At 69.1% G+C, this 16,955-nt stretch carries 14 protein-coding genes; 9 read left to right on the top strand and 5 right to left on the bottom strand.

Translation table 11 applies throughout. From position 1 onward, the window contains the following. Positions 1-5 precede the first annotated feature (5 nt). Positions 6-716, bottom strand: coding sequence for a sulfite exporter TauE/SafE family protein (locus H074_RS26450; protein WP_007033141.1), 711 nt, complete (start codon positions 714-716; stop codon positions 6-8). A 269-nt stretch (positions 717-985) separates the two neighbouring features. Here H074_RS26450 and ald point away from each other — a divergent pair, with 269 nt between their 5' ends. The 6 genes from ald to H074_RS26420 all read left to right on the top strand — a co-directional run bounded on the left by ald (position 986) and on the right by H074_RS26420 (position 7,810). Further along, entirely contained in the window at positions 986-2,101 is a 1,116-nt protein-coding gene (gene ald, locus H074_RS26445; protein WP_007033140.1) for an alanine dehydrogenase, read from the top strand. 65 nt (positions 2,102-2,166) lie between these two features. Then, positions 2,167-3,630 (top strand): MocR-like pyridoxine biosynthesis transcription factor PdxR, encoded by a 1,464-nt coding sequence (gene pdxR, locus H074_RS26440; protein ID WP_039923498.1) that lies wholly within the window; start codon positions 2,167-2,169, stop codon positions 3,628-3,630. A gap of 111 nt (positions 3,631-3,741) precedes the next feature. Continuing rightward, entirely contained in the window at positions 3,742-5,403 is a 1,662-nt protein-coding gene (locus H074_RS26435) for an amidohydrolase (RefSeq protein WP_007033138.1), read from the top strand. Further along, positions 5,400-5,612 carry a DUF3311 domain-containing protein gene (locus H074_RS26430; protein WP_007033137.1) on the top strand — a complete coding sequence of 71 codons (213 nt, stop codon included), beginning with the start codon at positions 5,400-5,402 and terminating at the stop codon, positions 5,610-5,612. The genes H074_RS26435 and H074_RS26430 overlap by 4 nt, the downstream gene beginning before the upstream one ends. After that, complete coding sequence (locus H074_RS26425) at positions 5,612-7,051, top strand: sodium:solute symporter family protein (protein WP_007033136.1); 1,440 nt, start codon at positions 5,612-5,614, stop codon at positions 7,049-7,051. Before H074_RS26430 ends, H074_RS26425 begins: the two co-directional genes overlap by 1 nt. Positions 7,052-7,609: 558 nt before the next feature. Continuing rightward, positions 7,610-7,810, top strand: a complete 201-nt coding sequence (locus H074_RS26420; RefSeq protein WP_007033135.1) for an antitoxin — start codon at positions 7,610-7,612, stop codon at positions 7,808-7,810. Here H074_RS26420 and H074_RS26415 read toward each other — a convergent pair. From H074_RS26415 to H074_RS26405, 3 genes are read right to left on the bottom strand one after another with little or no spacing between them, the layout of a single operon-like run. Next, complete coding sequence (locus tag H074_RS26415) at positions 7,793-9,481, bottom strand: cobaltochelatase CobT-related protein (RefSeq protein WP_007033134.1); 1,689 nt, start codon at positions 9,479-9,481, stop codon at positions 7,793-7,795. The genes H074_RS26420 and H074_RS26415 overlap by 18 nt on opposite strands. Then, positions 9,478-10,410 (bottom strand): AAA family ATPase, encoded by a 933-nt coding sequence (locus H074_RS26410; protein WP_007033133.1) that lies wholly within the window; start codon positions 10,408-10,410, stop codon positions 9,478-9,480. The genes H074_RS26415 and H074_RS26410 overlap by 4 nt, the downstream gene beginning before the upstream one ends. 9 nt (positions 10,411-10,419) lie before the next feature. Then, the gene (locus H074_RS26405) at positions 10,420-11,220 is read right to left on the bottom strand and encodes an IclR family transcriptional regulator (RefSeq protein WP_007033132.1); all 801 of its coding nucleotides are present in this window, start codon (positions 11,218-11,220) and stop codon (positions 10,420-10,422) included. Positions 11,221-11,364: 144 nt separating this feature from the next. Between H074_RS26405 and xsc the strand changes: the two genes are divergently transcribed. The 3 genes from xsc (at position 11,365) to H074_RS26390 (ending at position 15,903) form a co-directional block, all read left to right on the top strand. Beyond that, entirely contained in the window at positions 11,365-13,173 is a 1,809-nt protein-coding gene (gene xsc, locus H074_RS26400; protein ID WP_007033131.1) for a sulfoacetaldehyde acetyltransferase, read from the top strand. 308 nt (positions 13,174-13,481) lie between these two features. Further along, positions 13,482-14,846 (top strand): aspartate aminotransferase family protein, encoded by a 1,365-nt coding sequence (locus H074_RS26395; RefSeq protein ID WP_007033130.1) that lies wholly within the window; start codon positions 13,482-13,484, stop codon positions 14,844-14,846. Between the two features lie 70 nt (positions 14,847-14,916). Continuing rightward, positions 14,917-15,903, top strand: coding sequence for a phosphotransacetylase (locus H074_RS26390; protein ID WP_007033129.1), 987 nt, complete (start codon positions 14,917-14,919; stop codon positions 15,901-15,903). On the opposite strand, the gene H074_RS26385 is transcribed toward H074_RS26390, so the two are convergent. Further along, the gene (locus H074_RS26385) at positions 15,900-16,895 is read right to left on the bottom strand and encodes a YeiH family protein (protein ID WP_007033128.1); all 996 of its coding nucleotides are present in this window, start codon (positions 16,893-16,895) and stop codon (positions 15,900-15,902) included. The two genes, H074_RS26390 and H074_RS26385, sit on opposite strands and share 4 nt — an antisense overlap. Positions 16,896-16,955: the final 60 nt, after the last annotated feature.

Below are 16,955 nucleotides of genomic sequence, written 5' to 3'. Positions count from 1 at the left end.
CTTCCTCACGCGGCATGCGCCAGCGTCAGCGCGCCACCCGCAGCCGAAAGGAGAAGGACGGACCAGCGGACGGAGCGTGCGCCGACCCGGCGGCTCAGCGCTCGTCCCAGCAGATCACCGGCGAGGGCGGCGCCCGCGACCGGCAGGAGCACGCTCAGGGGCAGCTCCACCCAGCCGAGACTGGGCAGGGCGACCAGGCCGAGCAGGAAGAAATAGATCGACAGCGTCCCGCGCGTCTCGTCCGCGCCCCAACCCGCGCTCGCCCCGTACACCGCCACCGCGGGACCGGAGAGCCCGGCGACGGAGTTCATCGCCGCGCTCAGCACGCCCGCGCCGACGGCACCCGTCCTCCCCGCCAGCCGTCTGCTGGTGATGCCGCTCGCCAGCACGCCGACGGCGAGGACACAGCAGCCACCCGCGGCGAGCAGCAGGGGACGTGCGGGAACGCCGCGCACCACGAGCGCGACGACGGGAGTGAACACCACCGCGGGCACCGTCAGCCAGGCGACCTGCGCCCACCTGATCGCCCGCCAATGGGTGATCGCGACCGCGAGGTAGACCGGGAAGCCGAGCAGCAGGGTGAGCCGGACGGCGTCGAGCGGGCCCAAAGCCAGCGCCAGGAACGGTACGCACAGCAGGGAAAGCCCCATGCCGGAAAGGCGCTGGGCGACGACCCCGGCCGCCGCCGCCAGCGAGATGATGGCCAGGGTTCCCACGAGTCCATTGTGGACCGGACGCGGCCGGGGCGGTAGGCGTCGTCTGACGACGACGTCATAGCCCACCGCTATGGCCAGGCAGCCGTACCTGGCGGGTGCCCGGTCCGTGAAGGCCTCCTTGAGGGACCCAGAGTCCCTCAAGGAGGCCTTCACGGACCGGTGCCTCTCGCGAACTGGACCCGTCGATCGCGCGGGTTCTGGCACTTCTGGCCGTTCCAGTCGTGCCGCACGCTCAGCGTCACTGCCTTTGGAACAGACGGGAGCGTGAGATGAGGATCGGTGTCCCTCGTGAAGTCAAGAACCACGAGTACCGGGTCGCGGTGACGCCTGCGGGCGTGCACGAGTTCACTTCGGCCGGGCACGAGGTGTTCGTCGAACGCGGAGCGGGGGAAGGGTCTTCCCTGCGCGACGAGGACTACGCCGCGGCCGGGGCGAAGGTGCTCGACAGCGCCGACGACGTCTGGGCGACCGGTGAGCTCGTGCTCAAGGTCAAGGAGCCGATCGCCGAGGAGTACCACCGGCTGCGGCGCGATCAGCTGCTGTTCACCTACCTCCACCTCGCCGCGAGTGAGCCGTGCACGCGGGCATTGCTGGACGCGGGCACGACGTCGGTGGCGTATGAGACGGTGCAGCTGCCGAACGGTTCGCTGCCGCTGCTGTTCCCGATGAGCGAGGTCGCCGGACGGCTGGCCCCGCAGGTCGGCGCACAGACGCTGATGCGCGCCAACGGCGGACGGGGTGTGCTCATCGGCGGTGTCTCCGGGGTGGCCCCGGCACGGGTGGTCGTACTCGGCGCCGGTGTCGCGGGAATGAACGCGGTCGCCGGCGCGGCCGGGACCTGGGCCGACGTCGTCTTGTTCGACAAGAACGTCGACAAGCTCCGTGCCGCCGACCGGATGTACCAGGGCCGCATCCGCACCGCCGCGGCCAACGCCTACTCGATCGAAGAGGCCGTGCTCGAAGCCGACCTGGTGATCGGCGCGGTGCTCGTGCCCGGTGCCAAGGCGCCGAGCCTGGTGTCGAACGAGCTCGTGTCCCGCATGAAGCCGGGCAGCGTGCTCGTCGACATCTCCGTCGACCAAGGCGGCTGCTTCGAGGACACGCGGCCGACGACGCACGCGGAACCGACGTTCGCCGTGCACGGCTCGGTGTTCTACTGCGTCGCCAACATGCCCGGCGCGGTTCCGCACACCTCGACGTACGCGCTGACGAACGTCACACTGCCGTACGCGCTCGAGCTGGCGAACAACGGCCTGTCCGGGGCCGTCGCGCGGTGCCCGGAGCTGCGCGGCGGGGTCAGCACGGTGGACGGGCGGCTGACGTCCGCGCCGGTCGGTGAGGCGCTCGGAATCGGCTCGGTCGCTCTCGACGAGGTTCTCGGCTAGGTGGTGCGGGCCGGGATCTGGGTTTAGGTTCAGATCCCGGCCCCGTCGCCGAGAGGGAGGTGCCGTTGCCGCGAACGTTGATCGAAATCGACCGGGCGTCCGCCGAGCCGCTCTACCGGCAGGTGCGGCGCGCCATCGAGCACGGCATCGCGATCGGCACGTTCGACCCGGCGCACCGGCTGCCGAGCTCGCGCGAACTGGCCGCCGAACTGAGCGTTTCCCGCAACACCATCAACCTGGCGTACCAGGAGCTGGTCGCCGAAGGATTCGTGGAGAGCCGGGAGCGCAGCGGGCTGTTCATCAACGCGGAGATGCGACCGCATTGCGCGGTGCAGGAGCGCGGCACCAGCCCGGCCATCGACTGGAGCGCGCGGGTGCGCCGGTATCCCGACGCCGGGGTGCCGCATATCGAGAAACGCGTGGACTGGCACACCTATCCGTACCCGTTCCTCGCCGGTCAGGTGGACGTCACCGCCTTCCCCGCGCGCTCGTGGACCCGCTGCCTGCGCGACGCGCTGTACCGGCCGCACGTGTTCCCGAGCCTGCAGGACAGCGTCGGCTCCGACGACCCGATGCTGGTCGACCTGATCTGCCGTCAGCTGCTCACCGCGAGGGGGATCGAGGCCGACCCGTCAGAAGTACTGATCACCGTCGGCTCGCAGCAGGGACTCGACCTGCTCGGCCGCGCGCTGCTCGGGCCGGACAGCGTCGTGGCGATGGAGAACCCGGGGTACCTCGACGCCCGGCACATCTTCCTGCGCACCGGCGCCGGACTGCGTGGCGTCGACGTCGACCAGAGCGGCTTGCGCCCGCCGGAGACACTCGACGGCGTCGACCTGCTCTACCTCACCCCGAGTCACCACCACCCGACGAACGCGACGTTGAGCATCGGCCGCCGCCGTCGGCTGCTCAGCCTCGCCGCGAGTGCGGGCACGGTGCTCGTCGAGGACGACTACGACAGCGAATTCCGGTACCACGGCAGCCCCACACCCGCGCTCAAGGCGCTCGACGGCACCGGCGACGCGATCTACCTCGGCACCTTCTCCAAATTCCTCTCACCCGGCCTGCGGCTGGGATACCTGGTCGGGCCACGCGAACTGGTGAAGGAGCTGCGGGAGATCCGGCGGTACGTGCTTCGGCATCCGCCCGGTCACCTCCAGCGGGCGCTGGCGTTGCTCATCGACAGCGGCGAGTACCACCGTTCCCTGCGGCGGTACCGCACGAAACTGATGCGGAAATGGGAGGCGACCTGCGCCGCGGTCGCCGAACACCTGCCGTGGGCGCAGACGGTTTACCCGCCGGGTGGGGTCAGTCTCTGGATGACCGGGCCGTCCGGACTGGACTGCCGGGCGCTGATGGAACGCGCCGAGCGCGACGGCGTCCTGATCGAGCCCGGGGACATCTTCTTCGTCGGGGACGACCCGCCGCGGAACCACTTCCGGATCGGCTTCGCGGCGGTGCCGTTGCGCGACATCGACCCCGGTATCCGGTTGCTCGGCGAGGCCTGCCGCGATCTGCTCGGCGGCTGAACGAGAACTGGTACCACCGTGCCGGAGCGTTCTGGACCTGTTCACATGGCCAGACGTGCCGCACTGTCTGGGGATCCTTCGTGAGCCAGGACACGTCACCAGGAGGTCCGTGTGGTGGAGTTCGTTCGAGAAGATCCCCGGTGTGCCGCCGACTTCGTCGCGCTCGGGGGCACCGTGCTCACCCTGGACCCGGCGGGGAGACGGGTCCGCGCGCTGGCCGCGAGCGGCGGACGTGTCACCGCGCTGGGTTCCGAACGTGAGATCTCCCGGTTGATCGGCCCGGAGACCACCGTGCTCGACCTGGCCGAGCGCACGGTGATCCCCGGTTTCGTCGAATCCCACAACCATCCGGCGTTCTTCGGGATGACGCTGGCCGCGCCGGTCGACGCCGGCAGCCCGCCCAACGACACCATCGCCGACATCACCGGACGGGTCGCCCAGGCGGCCAAGGATCTCGGACCGGGGGAGTGGGTCCGGGGTTTCCGGTACGACGACACGCTGCTCGCGGACGGCCGTCACCCGACGCGCGCGGACCTCGACCCCGTCTCCGGGGGCAATCCCGTGGTACTGACCCATGTTTCCGGCCACTTCTGCACCGCGAACTCGCTCGCCTTGCGCGAAGTCGGGATCACCGCCGAAACCCCCGACCCACCCGGTGGGCTCATCGTGCGCGACGCCCGTGGCGAGCCGACCGGGGTGCTCGTCGAGACGGCGGCCTTCCTCGTCACGTCCCGGCTGCCCGGCCAGAGCGCCGGTGAACTGGCCGAAGCGCTGCTCCTGGCGGACGAGGAGTACCTCGCCAACGGCGTGACCTCCGTGCACGACACCGGTATCGGGCTCATCGGCGGTGCGGCGGAACTGGAGGCGTACGCGCTGCTGAGGCGCGCAGGGAAACTGCGCGTCCGGGTTCGCGGCTACCTGTTCGACGGTCTCCTGCCCGGCCTCGACGAAGGCGACCCGGAACCGCCGGAAGGCCGCGTGGACGACAAGTTCGCGATGACGGGGGTGAAGATCGTCGCGGACGGCTCGATCCAGGGCAAAACCGGATGCCTCGCGGAGGGCTACACCTGCGATCCGGACGAGCACGGCATGATGCTGCTCGAACCCGCCGACCTCGGCCGCCGGATCGCCGCGCTCGACGCGGCGGGCTGGCAGGTCGCCGTGCACGGCAACGGGGACGCGGCGATCGATGCGATCATCGACGGCTACTCGCGGCTGGGCTCGCCGCGGGGGACCGGCAGGCGGCATCGGATCGAGCATTGCCAGACGGTGCGCGAAGACCAGCTGGACCGGATGGCCGCCCACGACGTCCTCGCGTCGTTCTTCGTCAAGCACGTCTACTACTGGGGAGACCGGCATCGCGATGTCTTCCTCGGCCCGGAGCGGGCGCGCCGGATCAGCCCACTGGTCTCGGCCCGCTCGCGCGGAATCCACTTCGGACTGCATTCGGACACCCCGGTGACCCCGGTGCCGCCGCTTGAAGGGATCTGGTGCGCGGTGCGCCGGATCACCAGGCAGGGCAAGGTACTCGGCCCCGAACAGGCCGTGGACGTCGACGCCGCGTTGCGCGGCTACACGATCGACGCCGCCTACCTGGCGGGCGAGGAGGAGATCAAGGGCAGTCTGGAGATCGGGAAGCTCGCCGATCTCGCGGTGCTGTCCGGCGACCCCACCACGGTCGACCCCGACCAGATCCGTGAGCTGACCGTGGACGCCACCGTCAGCGGCGGCGAGGTCGTCTGGCAGCGTGAGACGACGGGAGCACGACGATGATCCGCAGCTGGCCGAGTGTCCTCATAGGACTCGTCGTCCCCGCGTTCGCCCTGCTGGCGGGAATTCTGGTGCTTTCCGGATCGACGGCCTCGGTGCTGGGCATCCCGGTGCTGTTCTTCTGGGTGTTCTGCTGCTGCCCGCTGACCAGCCTGTGCCTGTGGATCAGCTGGCGTTTCTTCGATCGCGCCCACTACCCGGAGGACGACTGATGCTGATCGCGATCGTGGCGGTGGTGATGGCGGGTTCGATCGGACTCGCGGTGTGGGCCGGACGGTCCACGCGCGGAGGCGGGATCTCCGAGTTCCTCGTCGGCGGCCGGTCGTTCCCGGCTTGGCTGGTGTACTTCCTCGCGGTCGGTGAGGTGTACAGCATCGGGACGATGATCGGGTTCCCGAGCGGGATCTACGCGCACGGCGCGAGCTACGGGATCTGGTTCCTCGGATACATCCTGCTCGCGTACTCGCTGGGCTATTTCCTGGCCCCGCTGGTGTGGCGGGCGGCGAAACGGTATGACGCGATGACCGTGCCCGACGTGTTCGGACGGCATTTCGGCAGCAGGCGGCTCGAGCTGATCACCTGCGTCACGATGCTGATCGCGCTGGTCCCGTGGGGGCAGTACCAGTTCATCGGGCTCCAGGTGGTGCTGAGCAATCTGGGGCTGCGGCTGGATCCGGTGCAGTGTGTGGTGCTGGCGGGCATCGTGGCGTTCGTCTACATCGCCGTTTCCGGCGTGCGGTCGCCCGCGTTCGTTTCGATCCTCAAGGATCTGTTCATGCTGCTCGGCGTCGTGCTCGTCGGGGTGGCCGTCGTGATCGCCGCCGGCGGCACCGCGAAGGTCAGCGGACCCGAGGTGCTCAGCGCGGCGCAGACCACCATGGGCGGCTCGGAACTGACCTTCGCGATGACGACGATCCTCTTCCAGAGCATCGTGTTCTACCTCGGTTTCGGTGGCGCCTATGTGTTCCCGGCCCGTTCCGAACGCGCGGTGAAGAGCTCGACCGTGTGGATGCCGATATACATGCTGATCTACCCGTTCCTGGTGCTGGCGGCCTATTACGGCGTGCGCGCGCATCCGGATCTGGAGAACCCGAACACGGTGTTCATGGTGACCGCCAAGGGTTTGCTGCCCGACTGGCTGCTGGGCCTCGTCGCCGCCGGCGCCGCCCTCTCCGGCGTGCTGGTGCTCGCCGCGACCGCGCTCACCATCGGCGGCATGGTCTGCCGCAACCTCGCGCCGAACGTCCCGGCCGCGGCGCAACGACGATGGACGGTCGTCGCGGTGGCGAGCTTCCTGGTGCTGGCGGCGGTACTGACCCTCGTCGCGTCGACGTTGATGCTCACGATCCTGAACCTGACCTACAACCTGCTGGCCCAGGTCGTCCCCGGCTGGCTCGCGATCCTGTTCGTGCGCCGGGTGCGGACGGCCGCGGTGGCCGCAGGGATGATCACCGGGGTGCTCGCCGCGATCGTCCTGTACGTCACCGGTGCGACGTTCGGCGGTTTCAACGCGGGTCTGGTGTCGCTCGGGGCGAATTTGGCCGTCGTGGCGGTCTGGAGCCTGGCGGCGCCGGACAAAGCGCGGACACCGGTGGCGCGGTCGGCCGACAACGCACCGGACGCGGCGGCGGTGCCCTCACTCAGCGCGTGATTGGAGACCGATCATGCGTGCTTGGAGACCGAACTCGCGTGCTTGGAGGCGGAACTCTCGCACCGCGTGTCATCCGCCCGCAAGCACGCGAGATCCGGCTCCACGCACGCATGATCCGGCTAGCAGCACTTGAAGCGGTTCCATTCGTGCCAGAAGACCCAGCCGCACCGGTTTCGCCTTCGGAGCCGCACGCGGCCACGAGGCCGGCCACGATCGCCACGCCCACAGGGATACGAACACGAAAAGACTAAAAACGCCAACCGTGATCGCGAGCGGCCGTCGCCTGCCGTCCGTGGCCGAAGTGCGGTGAAATCGCTTCGACCAGGAAACTCGTTACAGTCACGGGCTTCCTTACGCCGGCGAAAGATCGGCAAGTCCACCCGAGTGAGCGACCGCAGGTCTCGTCTCCTCGTGGTCGAAGCACTTTTTCTTACCTGGTCGAAGGAAATCGTGCCGGAGCCTCACCCACCCGTCGCCCCCGAGTTGCCCCGCAACGCGAATGCACTTTGATGGAGGTATGCGCCGGATCGACGGCGTACCGAGAAGTGAGGAGTTCTCATGGGTATCGACTTCGAAGGTATGAAGGACAAGGTGAGCGGCGAACACGTCGACAAGGCCGCCGATTTCGCGAAGTCCCGCTTCGGTGAACACTCCGACAAGATCGACTCGGCCGCCGACAAGGCGAAGGACTACCTCGGTGAGTCCGGCGGCGAGCAGCAAAGCGAAGAGCCGCAGCAGGGTTCACCCGAGGGCGAGTAATTCGAGGACGTCCCGGAACGGCGCGTACCCGGACGTGACCGAAGTGTCGAGCACTCGCGAGCGGCGGTAGAAGGGGCTGAGGTCGAGGCCGACCCCGACCCCGCGGATCTCGACGGTGCCTTCCTCCCGCAGCACCGTTTCCCGCAGATGTTCGTCCAGGTAATGCGGATCGTTCGCCAAGCTCGTCGCGCTGTCCATGGGGCTGCCGTCGGAGAGGACGAGCAGGATCCGGCGCGCCTCGGTTCGCGCGCGCATCCGGGCGCAGGCCCAGGCCACCGCCTCACCGTCGATCCCTTCCCGGAACAGATCGGCTTTCAGCAGTGCCGCGAGATCGGGTCGCGCTCGGCGCCACGGGGTTTCGGCATCCTTGAACACGAGGTGGAGTCGTTCGTTGAGCCTGCCGGGATGCCGTGGCCGTCCCGCCCGGATCCAGTCCCGCCTGGGCCTGCCCCCGTTCCAGCCGCCCGTGGTGAACCCGAGCACCTCGCAGGTCGCCCCGGCGAGTTCGATCGAGCGCGCGAAGAAGTCGACCAGCGCGGCGACGGGTTCCGCGTGCGCCGTCATCGAACCCGAGCAGTCGATCAGGAACGTCACGAGTGTGTCCGCCACCGGTTCGATCCGCTCGGTGCGGAAGATCCGTCGTTCGGTGGGTGAACTGATCAGCTGCGCCAGGGTCCGGCCGTCGAGCAGGCCTGCCTCCTGGGCGCCGTCCCAGCCGTCGCGCGCCGGTTCGGCGAGCACCGCCTTGAGGTCGCGTGCCAGCCGTCCCGGCCCGACGCCCTGCCTGCCGACACGCCGGTCGAGCCGCTCGCGGAGTTCGGCCAGGAGCACCGGGCGCACCAGGTCCGACGCATGCCGTTCACGGTCGTACGCGGTGGTGTGAATCCGGTACGCCGCACCGGATTCGCCCAAGGTCCGGCTGGTCCCGGCGGTCGCCGAGGGGATCTGCTCGCCGAGGCTCGCGTCGAAGTCGATCACGAGACTGAAGCGGGGGTCGGTGGGATCGCCGTCGTCTTCGGCGTCCTGCGCGGTCCCGGCGAGCAGCCCGCCGGTCGTCCGGGCGATCGCCAGCGCGTGTTCGGCGAACGCCTTCTGGTCCGTCCGGTGCCGCCGCAACCCGGCGAGGTCGTGGCCGAGCGACGGCGCCAACGCGAACCGGGTCGCCTCGATCAGGTCCTCGGTCTCCTCGACCACGGGTTCGCCGGTGATCCGCGAACGGCAGATCTGGGCGACCGTGTACAGCAGCAGCCCGCGTGCGGTCTCGGTCAGACCGGACCGGTGGAACTCCAGCGACCAGCGGAGGTGGCGGAGGCGCAGGTTCCGCCGCATCCCCGGCAGTTCCGGGGGCGGGAGCGATTCGACGCGGAACTGTTCCAGCAGATCGAAAATCCCGCGCTCGGCCGGATCACGCGGGCTCAGACCGCGGTGCAGGGCGGCGTCCGAGACGGTCAGGCGCAACGCCATCCCGTCCGCGATCCCGCGTGAGGACAACAGATCGTCGTCGGGGGAGTGACGCAGATGCGGCGCGTGCAGGGGCAGTGGTTCGCGTCCCCGATGCAGCCGCCGCGCCCGGAAGTGCAGCGCCGGATCGCCGCTGAGCGCCCGGACGGCGGCCGCGCACAGCTCCTCGACCTGGTTGCGGCGCCGGGTTTCCGCCTGCCCGGCGGTCATGCCGAGAGCAGGTGGAGCTCGTCGTCGAAGCAGCGCTGGAAGTATTCCGCCACCAGGTCCCGCTCGGCTTCGTCGCATTTGTTCACAAAGGACAGCCGGAACGCCGTCGCCGGATCTCCGAAGATCTCGATGTTCTCCGCCCAGGTGATCACCGTGCGCGGAGACATCAAAGTGGACAGATCGCCGGTCTGGAAACCTTTGCGGGTCAAGGCGGCCACCGCGACGAGGGACGCCGCCAGCGTTTCGGGAACGCTGGGCACCCTGGCCCGCACGATCGCGATCTCCTCGGCGGCGGGCAGGTAGCTCAGCGACGCCACGATGTTCCAGCGGTCGATCTGCGCGTGGTTCAGCCGCTGCGCGCCGTGGTAGAGCCCGTTGAGGTTGCCGAGCCCGACCGTGTTGGCGGTGGCGAACAGCCGGAAGGACGGATGCGGCCGCAGGACCCGGTTCTGATCGGTGAGGGTGAACTTGCCGTCGCGTTCGAGGACCCGCTGGAGCACGAACATGACGTCCGGACGCCCCGCGTCGTACTCATCGAGCACCAGCGCGACCGGCCGCTGCAGTGCCCACGGGAGGATACCCTCCTGGAACTCGGTGACCTGCTTGCCCTCGCGCAGCACGACGGCGTCGCGGCCGACGAGGTCGAGCCGGTTGAGGTGGCCGTCCAGGTTGACGCGCACACACGGCCAGTTGAGCCGCGCGGCGACCTGCTCGATGTGGGTCGACTTCCCGGTGCCGTGCAGCCCCTGCACCAGCACTCGGCGGTCGCGGGTGAACCCGGCGAGCAGGGCCAATGTCACGTCCGGGTTGAAGCGGTACGCCTCGTCGATCTCGGGTACGTGCTCGGCGCGTTCGCGGAACGCGCCGACGACGAGATCCGAATCGATGCCGAAGACGTCGCGCACCGGGAGCTGTAGCTCGGGGACCATGAGAACTCCTTACGAAGGAACACTTTCCGGTTCGGACGCGCCCTCGGCGTCGACGCGGCTGATCGCCTCGGCCGCGCGCTGCAGCGCCGGGAGCGTCTGCAGGGCCTTGTCCGGTGTCAGCCGCATGACCGGCGCCTGCACGGCGACGCAGAGGTTGGCGCGCCCCGGTACGAGTACCGCGACGCATACCAAGCCGGGCAGGAACTCCTCGTCGTCGAGCGCGAACCCGTCGCGTCGGATGCGGGTGAACTCGGCTTCGAGTGCGTCGAGGTCGGTGAGGGTCTTGGTCGTGTACTGCTTGAGTGGCGCGTGCGCGAGCAGTTTCCGCCGCTGTGAGGGGCTCATCTGCGCGAGGATCATCTTGCCGCTGGCCGAACAGTGGATCGGCACACGTGAGCCGGGCCGGAGGTAGAACCGCAGCGGTTCCGGGGTCTCCACCCGGTCGAGGTACACGATTTCGTTGCCCGACAAAGTGGTCACGTTGCAGCTCTCGCCGAGTTCGTCGACGAGGTGGCGCAGAACGGCGTGCCGGGCGCCGTGGTGGGTCGCGTTGAGGAGCAGGTTCTCCGCGAGCCGTCGCAGCCGATGACCGGTGCCGTAGTGGCGGCCGTCGGCCTGGCGGACCAGCAGACCCGCTCCTTCGAGTTGCTGCAGCATGCGGTGCAGGGTCGGTTTCGGCAGGCCGGTCTCCTCGACGAGCCCCTGCAGGGAGACCAGCTGGTCCTTGGCTGCGATCAGCTCGAGCAGGGAGAACAGCCGCATGGTCGGCGTGTCCCCGTTGATCGGATCGGGTTCGCGAAGCAGCTCCATGTTCCGAAAAGTAGCACACCGCGTCTCGGTTTCCAGAATCTGACGTTGACGGTGGGCGATCGTCGTCCTATCGTCGATCGCATCCTGATTTCAGGAACGCCACGTATCGTTTTTTGTGAATCTCACCTGTCGAAGGAGCGGAACATGACGGAACGGAAGACGGGTGACGGCCGCGCGGTCGTCAGCGGCCGGAAGAAGATGACCCCGTCCGAGGCCTTCGTCGAGACGCTCGTGGCGAACGGCGTCACCGACATCTTCGGCATCATGGGGTCGGCGTTCATGGACGCGATGGACATCTTCGCGCCGGCGGGCATCCGGCTGGTACCGGTCGTGCACGAACAGGGCGCCGGGCACATGGCCGACGGCTACGCCAGGGTGAGCGGCAGGCACGGCGTCGTCATCGGGCAGAACGGGCCCGGCATCAGCAACTGCGTGACCGCGATCGCGGCCGCCTACTGGGCGCACAGCCCGGTCGTCATCGTGACGCCGGAGGCGGGCACGATGGGCACCGGCCTCGGCGGCTTCCAGGAGGCCAACCAGCTGCCCATGTTCCAGGAGTTCACCAAGTACCAGGGGCACGTCAACAACCCGAAGCGGATGGCGGAGTACACCGGCCGCTGCTTCGACCGGGCCCACTCGGAACTCGGCCCGACGCAGCTCAACATCCCGCGCGACTTCTTCTACGGCGAGATCGAGGCCGAGATCCCGGAGCCCGCCCGGCTCGACCGCGGTCCCGGCGGTGAGCGGAGCCTCGACGAGGCCGCCGCGCTGCTGGCCACGGCGGAGTTCCCGGTCATCATCTCCGGTGGCGGCGTCGTGATGGCCGACGGGGTCGAGGAGTGCAAGGCGCTCGCCGAACGCCTCGGCGCGCCGGTGGTGAACAGCTACCTGCACAACGACTCGTTCCCGGCGAGCCACCCGCAGTGGTGCGGACCGCTGGGCTACCAGGGGTCCAAGGCCGCGATGAAACTGATCTCGCAGGCGGACGTCGTGATCGCGCTCGGCTCGCGCCTCGGCCCGTTCGGCACCCTGCCGCAGCACGGCATGGACTACTGGCCCAAGGACGCGAAGATCATCCAGATCGACGCGGACCACAAGATGCTCGGCCTGGTCAAGAAGATCACCGTCGGCATCTGCGGTGACGCCAAGGACGCGGCGGTCGCGCTGACCAAGCGGCTGGCGGACCGGACGCTGGCCTGTGACTCCACAAAGGACGTTCGCGCGGCGAAGGTCAAGGCGGAGAAGGACGCGTGGGAGGCCGAACTGGACGCCTGGACCCACGAGACCGACCCGTTCAGCCTCGACATGATCGCGGAACAGGAGAGCGAGGAGGGCAATTGGCTGCACCCGCGGGAAGTGCTGCGGGAGCTGGAGAAGGCCATGCCGCCGCGAGTGATGGTGTCCACCGACATCGGCAACATCAACTCGGTCGCGAACAGTTATCTGCGCTTCGAGGAGCCGCGCAGCTTCTTCGCCCCGATGAGCTTCGGCAACTGCGGGTACGCGCTGCCGACCATCATCGGCGCCAAGGCCGCGGCGCCCGACCGGCCCGCGATCTCCTACGCCGGCGACGGCGCGTGGGGGATGAGCATGGGTGAGATCATGACCGCGGTCCGCCACGACATCCCGGTCACCGCGGTGGTGTTCCACAACCGGCAGTGGGGCGCGGAGAAGAAGAACCAGGTCGACTTCTACAACCGGCGGTTCGTCGCGGGCGAACTGGAGAGCGAGAGCTTCGCGGGGATCGCCAAGGCGATGGGCGCGGAAGGCATCGTCGTGGAGAAGCTCGACGAGGTCGGCCCCGCGTTGCAACGCGCCGTCGAGGCACAGATGAACGAGGGCAAGACCACCGTCATCGAGATCATGTGCACCCGTGAGCTGGGCGACCCGTTCCGCCGTGACGCGCTGTCCAAGCCGGTGCGCTTCCTGGAGAAGTACAAGGACTACGTGTAGGTCCTGCCGCCTCAGTACGTGAAGGCCCCCTTCCCTCTGCTCAGCCGAGAGAAGGGGGCCTTCACGCGTGATCAGACGCCGAACTCACGTGATTGAAGGCGGAACTCGCGTGACTGAAGGGCGATCTCGGTGTGCGGCGTCCGATCACGCGAGTTCCGTCTCTGATCACGTGAGTTCGCCGTCTGATCACGCGAGATCGCCACTCACCACCAACTGGACCCATCGAACGCCTCCGCTCTGGTGCTGGGCCGGTGCCGGCAAGGTTGCGAAAGTCAAGGCACAGACTCGTGTCTCGAAGGAGGTCTCCGGTGGACGTCACCCAGCTGCGAGCGCAGGCTCGACGGCATCTCGGCCCGCACTTCACCCGCAAGGACACCTGGGCCTCGGATTTCCCGGTGTTCGTACGCGGCGAGGGAAGCTACCTGATCGACACCGAAGGACGCCGCCATCTCGACGGTCTCGCCGGGCTCTTCTGCGTCAACATGGGCCACGGGCGGGCCGACATCGCCAAGGCCGCCGCCGACCAGGTCGGCACCCTGGCCTACGCGAGCAACTGGGGCTCGGCGCACACCCCGGCGATCGAAGCGGCCACCCTGCTGGCCGGACTCGCGCCGGGCGACCTCGGGACGACGTTCTTCGTCAACTCCGGCTCGGAGGCGGTCGAAACCGCCCTGAAGTTCGCCCGTCAGTATCACCGCAGCCAGGGGCAGCCCGAGCGGACGAAGATCATCAGCCGCGACATGGCCTACCACGGCACGACCATCGGTGCCCTCTCGGTGACCGGGCTGTCGAAGATCAAGGAGCCCTTCGGTCCGCTCATGCCCGGCGTCCGGCACGTGCCGAACACGTTGGGACTGCTGGGAGACTGCGGTCCGGCGTCCGACCTGGACTGCGTCCGGGCGATCGAGCAGGTCATTCTGGAGGAAGGGCCGGAGACGATCGCGGCGCTGTTCGCCGAGCCGGTGCAGAACGGCCGCGGCGCGCTGGTGCCGCCGACGGGATACTGGCCCGCTTTGCGCGCACTGTGCGACAAGTACGGCATCCTGCTCGTGTCGGACGAGGTCATCTGCTCGTTCGGCAGGCTGGGGCACTGGTTCGGACACGGAGTCACCGGGGTCGTGCCGGACCTGATCACCTTCGCCAAGGGATCGACGTCGGGGTACGCGCCGCTCGGCGGGGTGATCGTGCGCGAGAAGCTGGTCACCGAGCTGTACGACTCCCCGAAAGGCGGCGTCTTCACCCACGGCGCCACCTGGGGCGGGCATCCGGTCGCCACCGCCGTCGCCGTCGCGAACCTCACCGCGATGCGGGACGAGAAGGTGCTCGACAACGTGCTCATCGAGGGCCCGGAACTGTTCGCCGCGCTGAACTCGCTCAAGTCCGCGCACCGTTGCGTCAAGGACGTCCGCGGGACCGGATTCTTCTACGCCATCGAGTTGATGGCCGACCGCGACAGCGGCCGGGACCTGACCGAGGCCGAATCGCTGAAGGTGCTTCGCGAGGTCCTCCCGGAGGCGTTCCGCCGCACGGGCGTCATCCTCCGCGGCGACGACCGCGGCGCGACGATGCTGATGATCTCGCCGCCGCTGGTCGCCGATCGTGAGGTGCTCACCGAGCTGCTCCACGGCGTCGACGCGATGCTCAACGACGTCGAGAAGGCCGTCCAACCCTGAACCAGCCCTTTTCACCCGGTGGGGGTCGCCGTCTTCCGGCGGCCCCCGCTTCGCATGTGGAGGTACTTCGATGAGCCTGACCACCGAGGCCACACCGGACGCCACGCTCGACAGATGGCGGGAGGCCTTGCGCGGCCGAAATCTCCGCGTCGCCTTGCCGGACGGCGACGACGATCGCGCCGTCCGCGCCGCACTGGCGCTCCGGGACGAGGGGGTCGTGCGGCCGTTGCTGTTCGGCGACGGAAAGCGTCTTCGTGCGGCAGGGGCCACGGAAGACTTGATCGTGGACGTCGCGGACGCTCTTGCCGATGACCGGACCGAGGCGGCCCTGACCGCGGGATTCGCGCGTCGTCCGGAGAAGCTCGCCGCCGCCCGGCGCGATCCGGTCGTCGTGGCGGCCGCCGCCTTGCGGGCGGGCACTGTGGACGCCTGTGTCGCCGGGGCGACCCGGCCGACCGCCGACGTCCTGCGCGCGGGGTTGCGGGTCGTGGGCCTTGCGCCGGGAGTGTCCACTTTGAGCAGTTGCTTCCTGTTGCTGCTCCCGGACGGGCGGCGGCTGACCTTCTCGGACTGTGCGGTGGTGCCCGAGCCGGGGGCGGCGCAGCTGGCGGACATCGCCCTCGCCGCCGCGGCGACCCATCGCGGCCTGACGGGGGAGGACCCGGTCGTCGCGATGCTGTCGTTCAGTACGCAGGGGAGTGCCGACCATCAGCGCGTCGAGGTCGTCCGTGAGGCGACTTCGCTGGTGCGTCAACGGGAACCCGGCCTGCCGGTGGACGGCGAACTGCAGTTCGACGCCGCGCTGGTGGCGTCGATCGCGGCGGCGAAGGCTCCCGGATCCGCTGTCGCCGGCCGCGCGAACGTCCTCGTGTTCCCGAATCTGGACGCGGGCAACATCGGCTACAAGATCGCCGAACGACTCGGGGGCGCCGTCGCGCTCGGTCCGATCCTCCAGGGCCTCGCCGCACCGCTCAACGACCTCTCGCGCGGCTGCTCGGCCTCCGACATCGAGACACTCGCCCTCTTGACCGCCGTTCAAGCCCTGGACGCGGACTAGCCGAGCAGGGCAAGGGTGACGTAGGCGGTGGTGCCGACGAGCAGGGTGGAGAGCAGGCCGAGCAGCAGCGCCCGGCCACCGGTGCGGACCAGGGTGCCGATCCGGACCGCGCAGCCCAGCCCGAAGAGCGCTCCCGCCAGCAGCAGCGTGCAGACCACCTTGGCGACGTCGAGCGCCACGCCCGGCAGGATCCCGGTGCTCCGCACCACCACCATCGCCAGGAAACCGAGGACGAACAGCGGGACCAGCGGGGCGCGTTTCCCGCCGGCGGACGGGCGGCGACGGCGTTCGCGCACGCTGACCGCGGCGACCATCGGCGCCAGCAGGACGACACGGCTCAGCTTCACCACCACGGCGACCGCGACGGCGGCGGTCCCGGCAGGGGTGGCGGCCGCGACGACCTGGGCGACCTCGTGCACGCTCAATCCGGCCCAGCCGCCGATCCGCAACGCGTCCATCCCCAGCCAGCCGCCGAGGAGCGGGACCGCCGCGATCGCCAGGCCGCCGTAGAAGGTGACCAGGGCGACGGCGGTCGCGACGTCCGAGTCCTCACGCTCGACGACTCCTTCCATCGCCGCGATCGCCGACGCGCCACAGATGGAGAACCCGGTCGCGACCAGCAGCGCGAGCCCACGCGGAACGCCGATCAGCCTGCCGAGCCCGATCGTGCCGAGGAACGTGAGGCCGACCGTCAGCACGACCGCGAGCAGCGTGCCGGGACCGAGGGAGAGCACCGAAGGGAGCGCGAGTTGCAAGCCGAGAAGGACGACGCCGGCGCGCAGGAGTTTCTTCGTCACCTTCGCGATCGCTTGCCGGGTGCCGTCCGAGAGCACCGGCAGCGACCCGGCGAATACCCCGAGCACGACCGCGAGCGTGAGCGCGCTGAGTACGGGAACGGCGGTGCTCAGCAGGTACGCGACGGCCACACCGAGGGCGGTGACGGCAAGACCGGTCAGGTGCGGCTTCGTTCGCCGCGCATACGTGGTGCTCATGCTGATGAGCGTCGTACGGAGAGGACAGTGGCGGTAGCCGGGAGAACGACGGGTAGGTCA

Origin of the sequence: Amycolatopsis decaplanina DSM 44594 (genome assembly GCF_000342005.1) — a bacterium.
Classification (GTDB): domain Bacteria; phylum Actinomycetota; class Actinomycetes; order Mycobacteriales; family Pseudonocardiaceae; genus Amycolatopsis; species Amycolatopsis decaplanina.
Note: the sequence above shows the minus strand (reverse complement) of the source record. Positions and strands in the feature narration are given on the sequence as shown.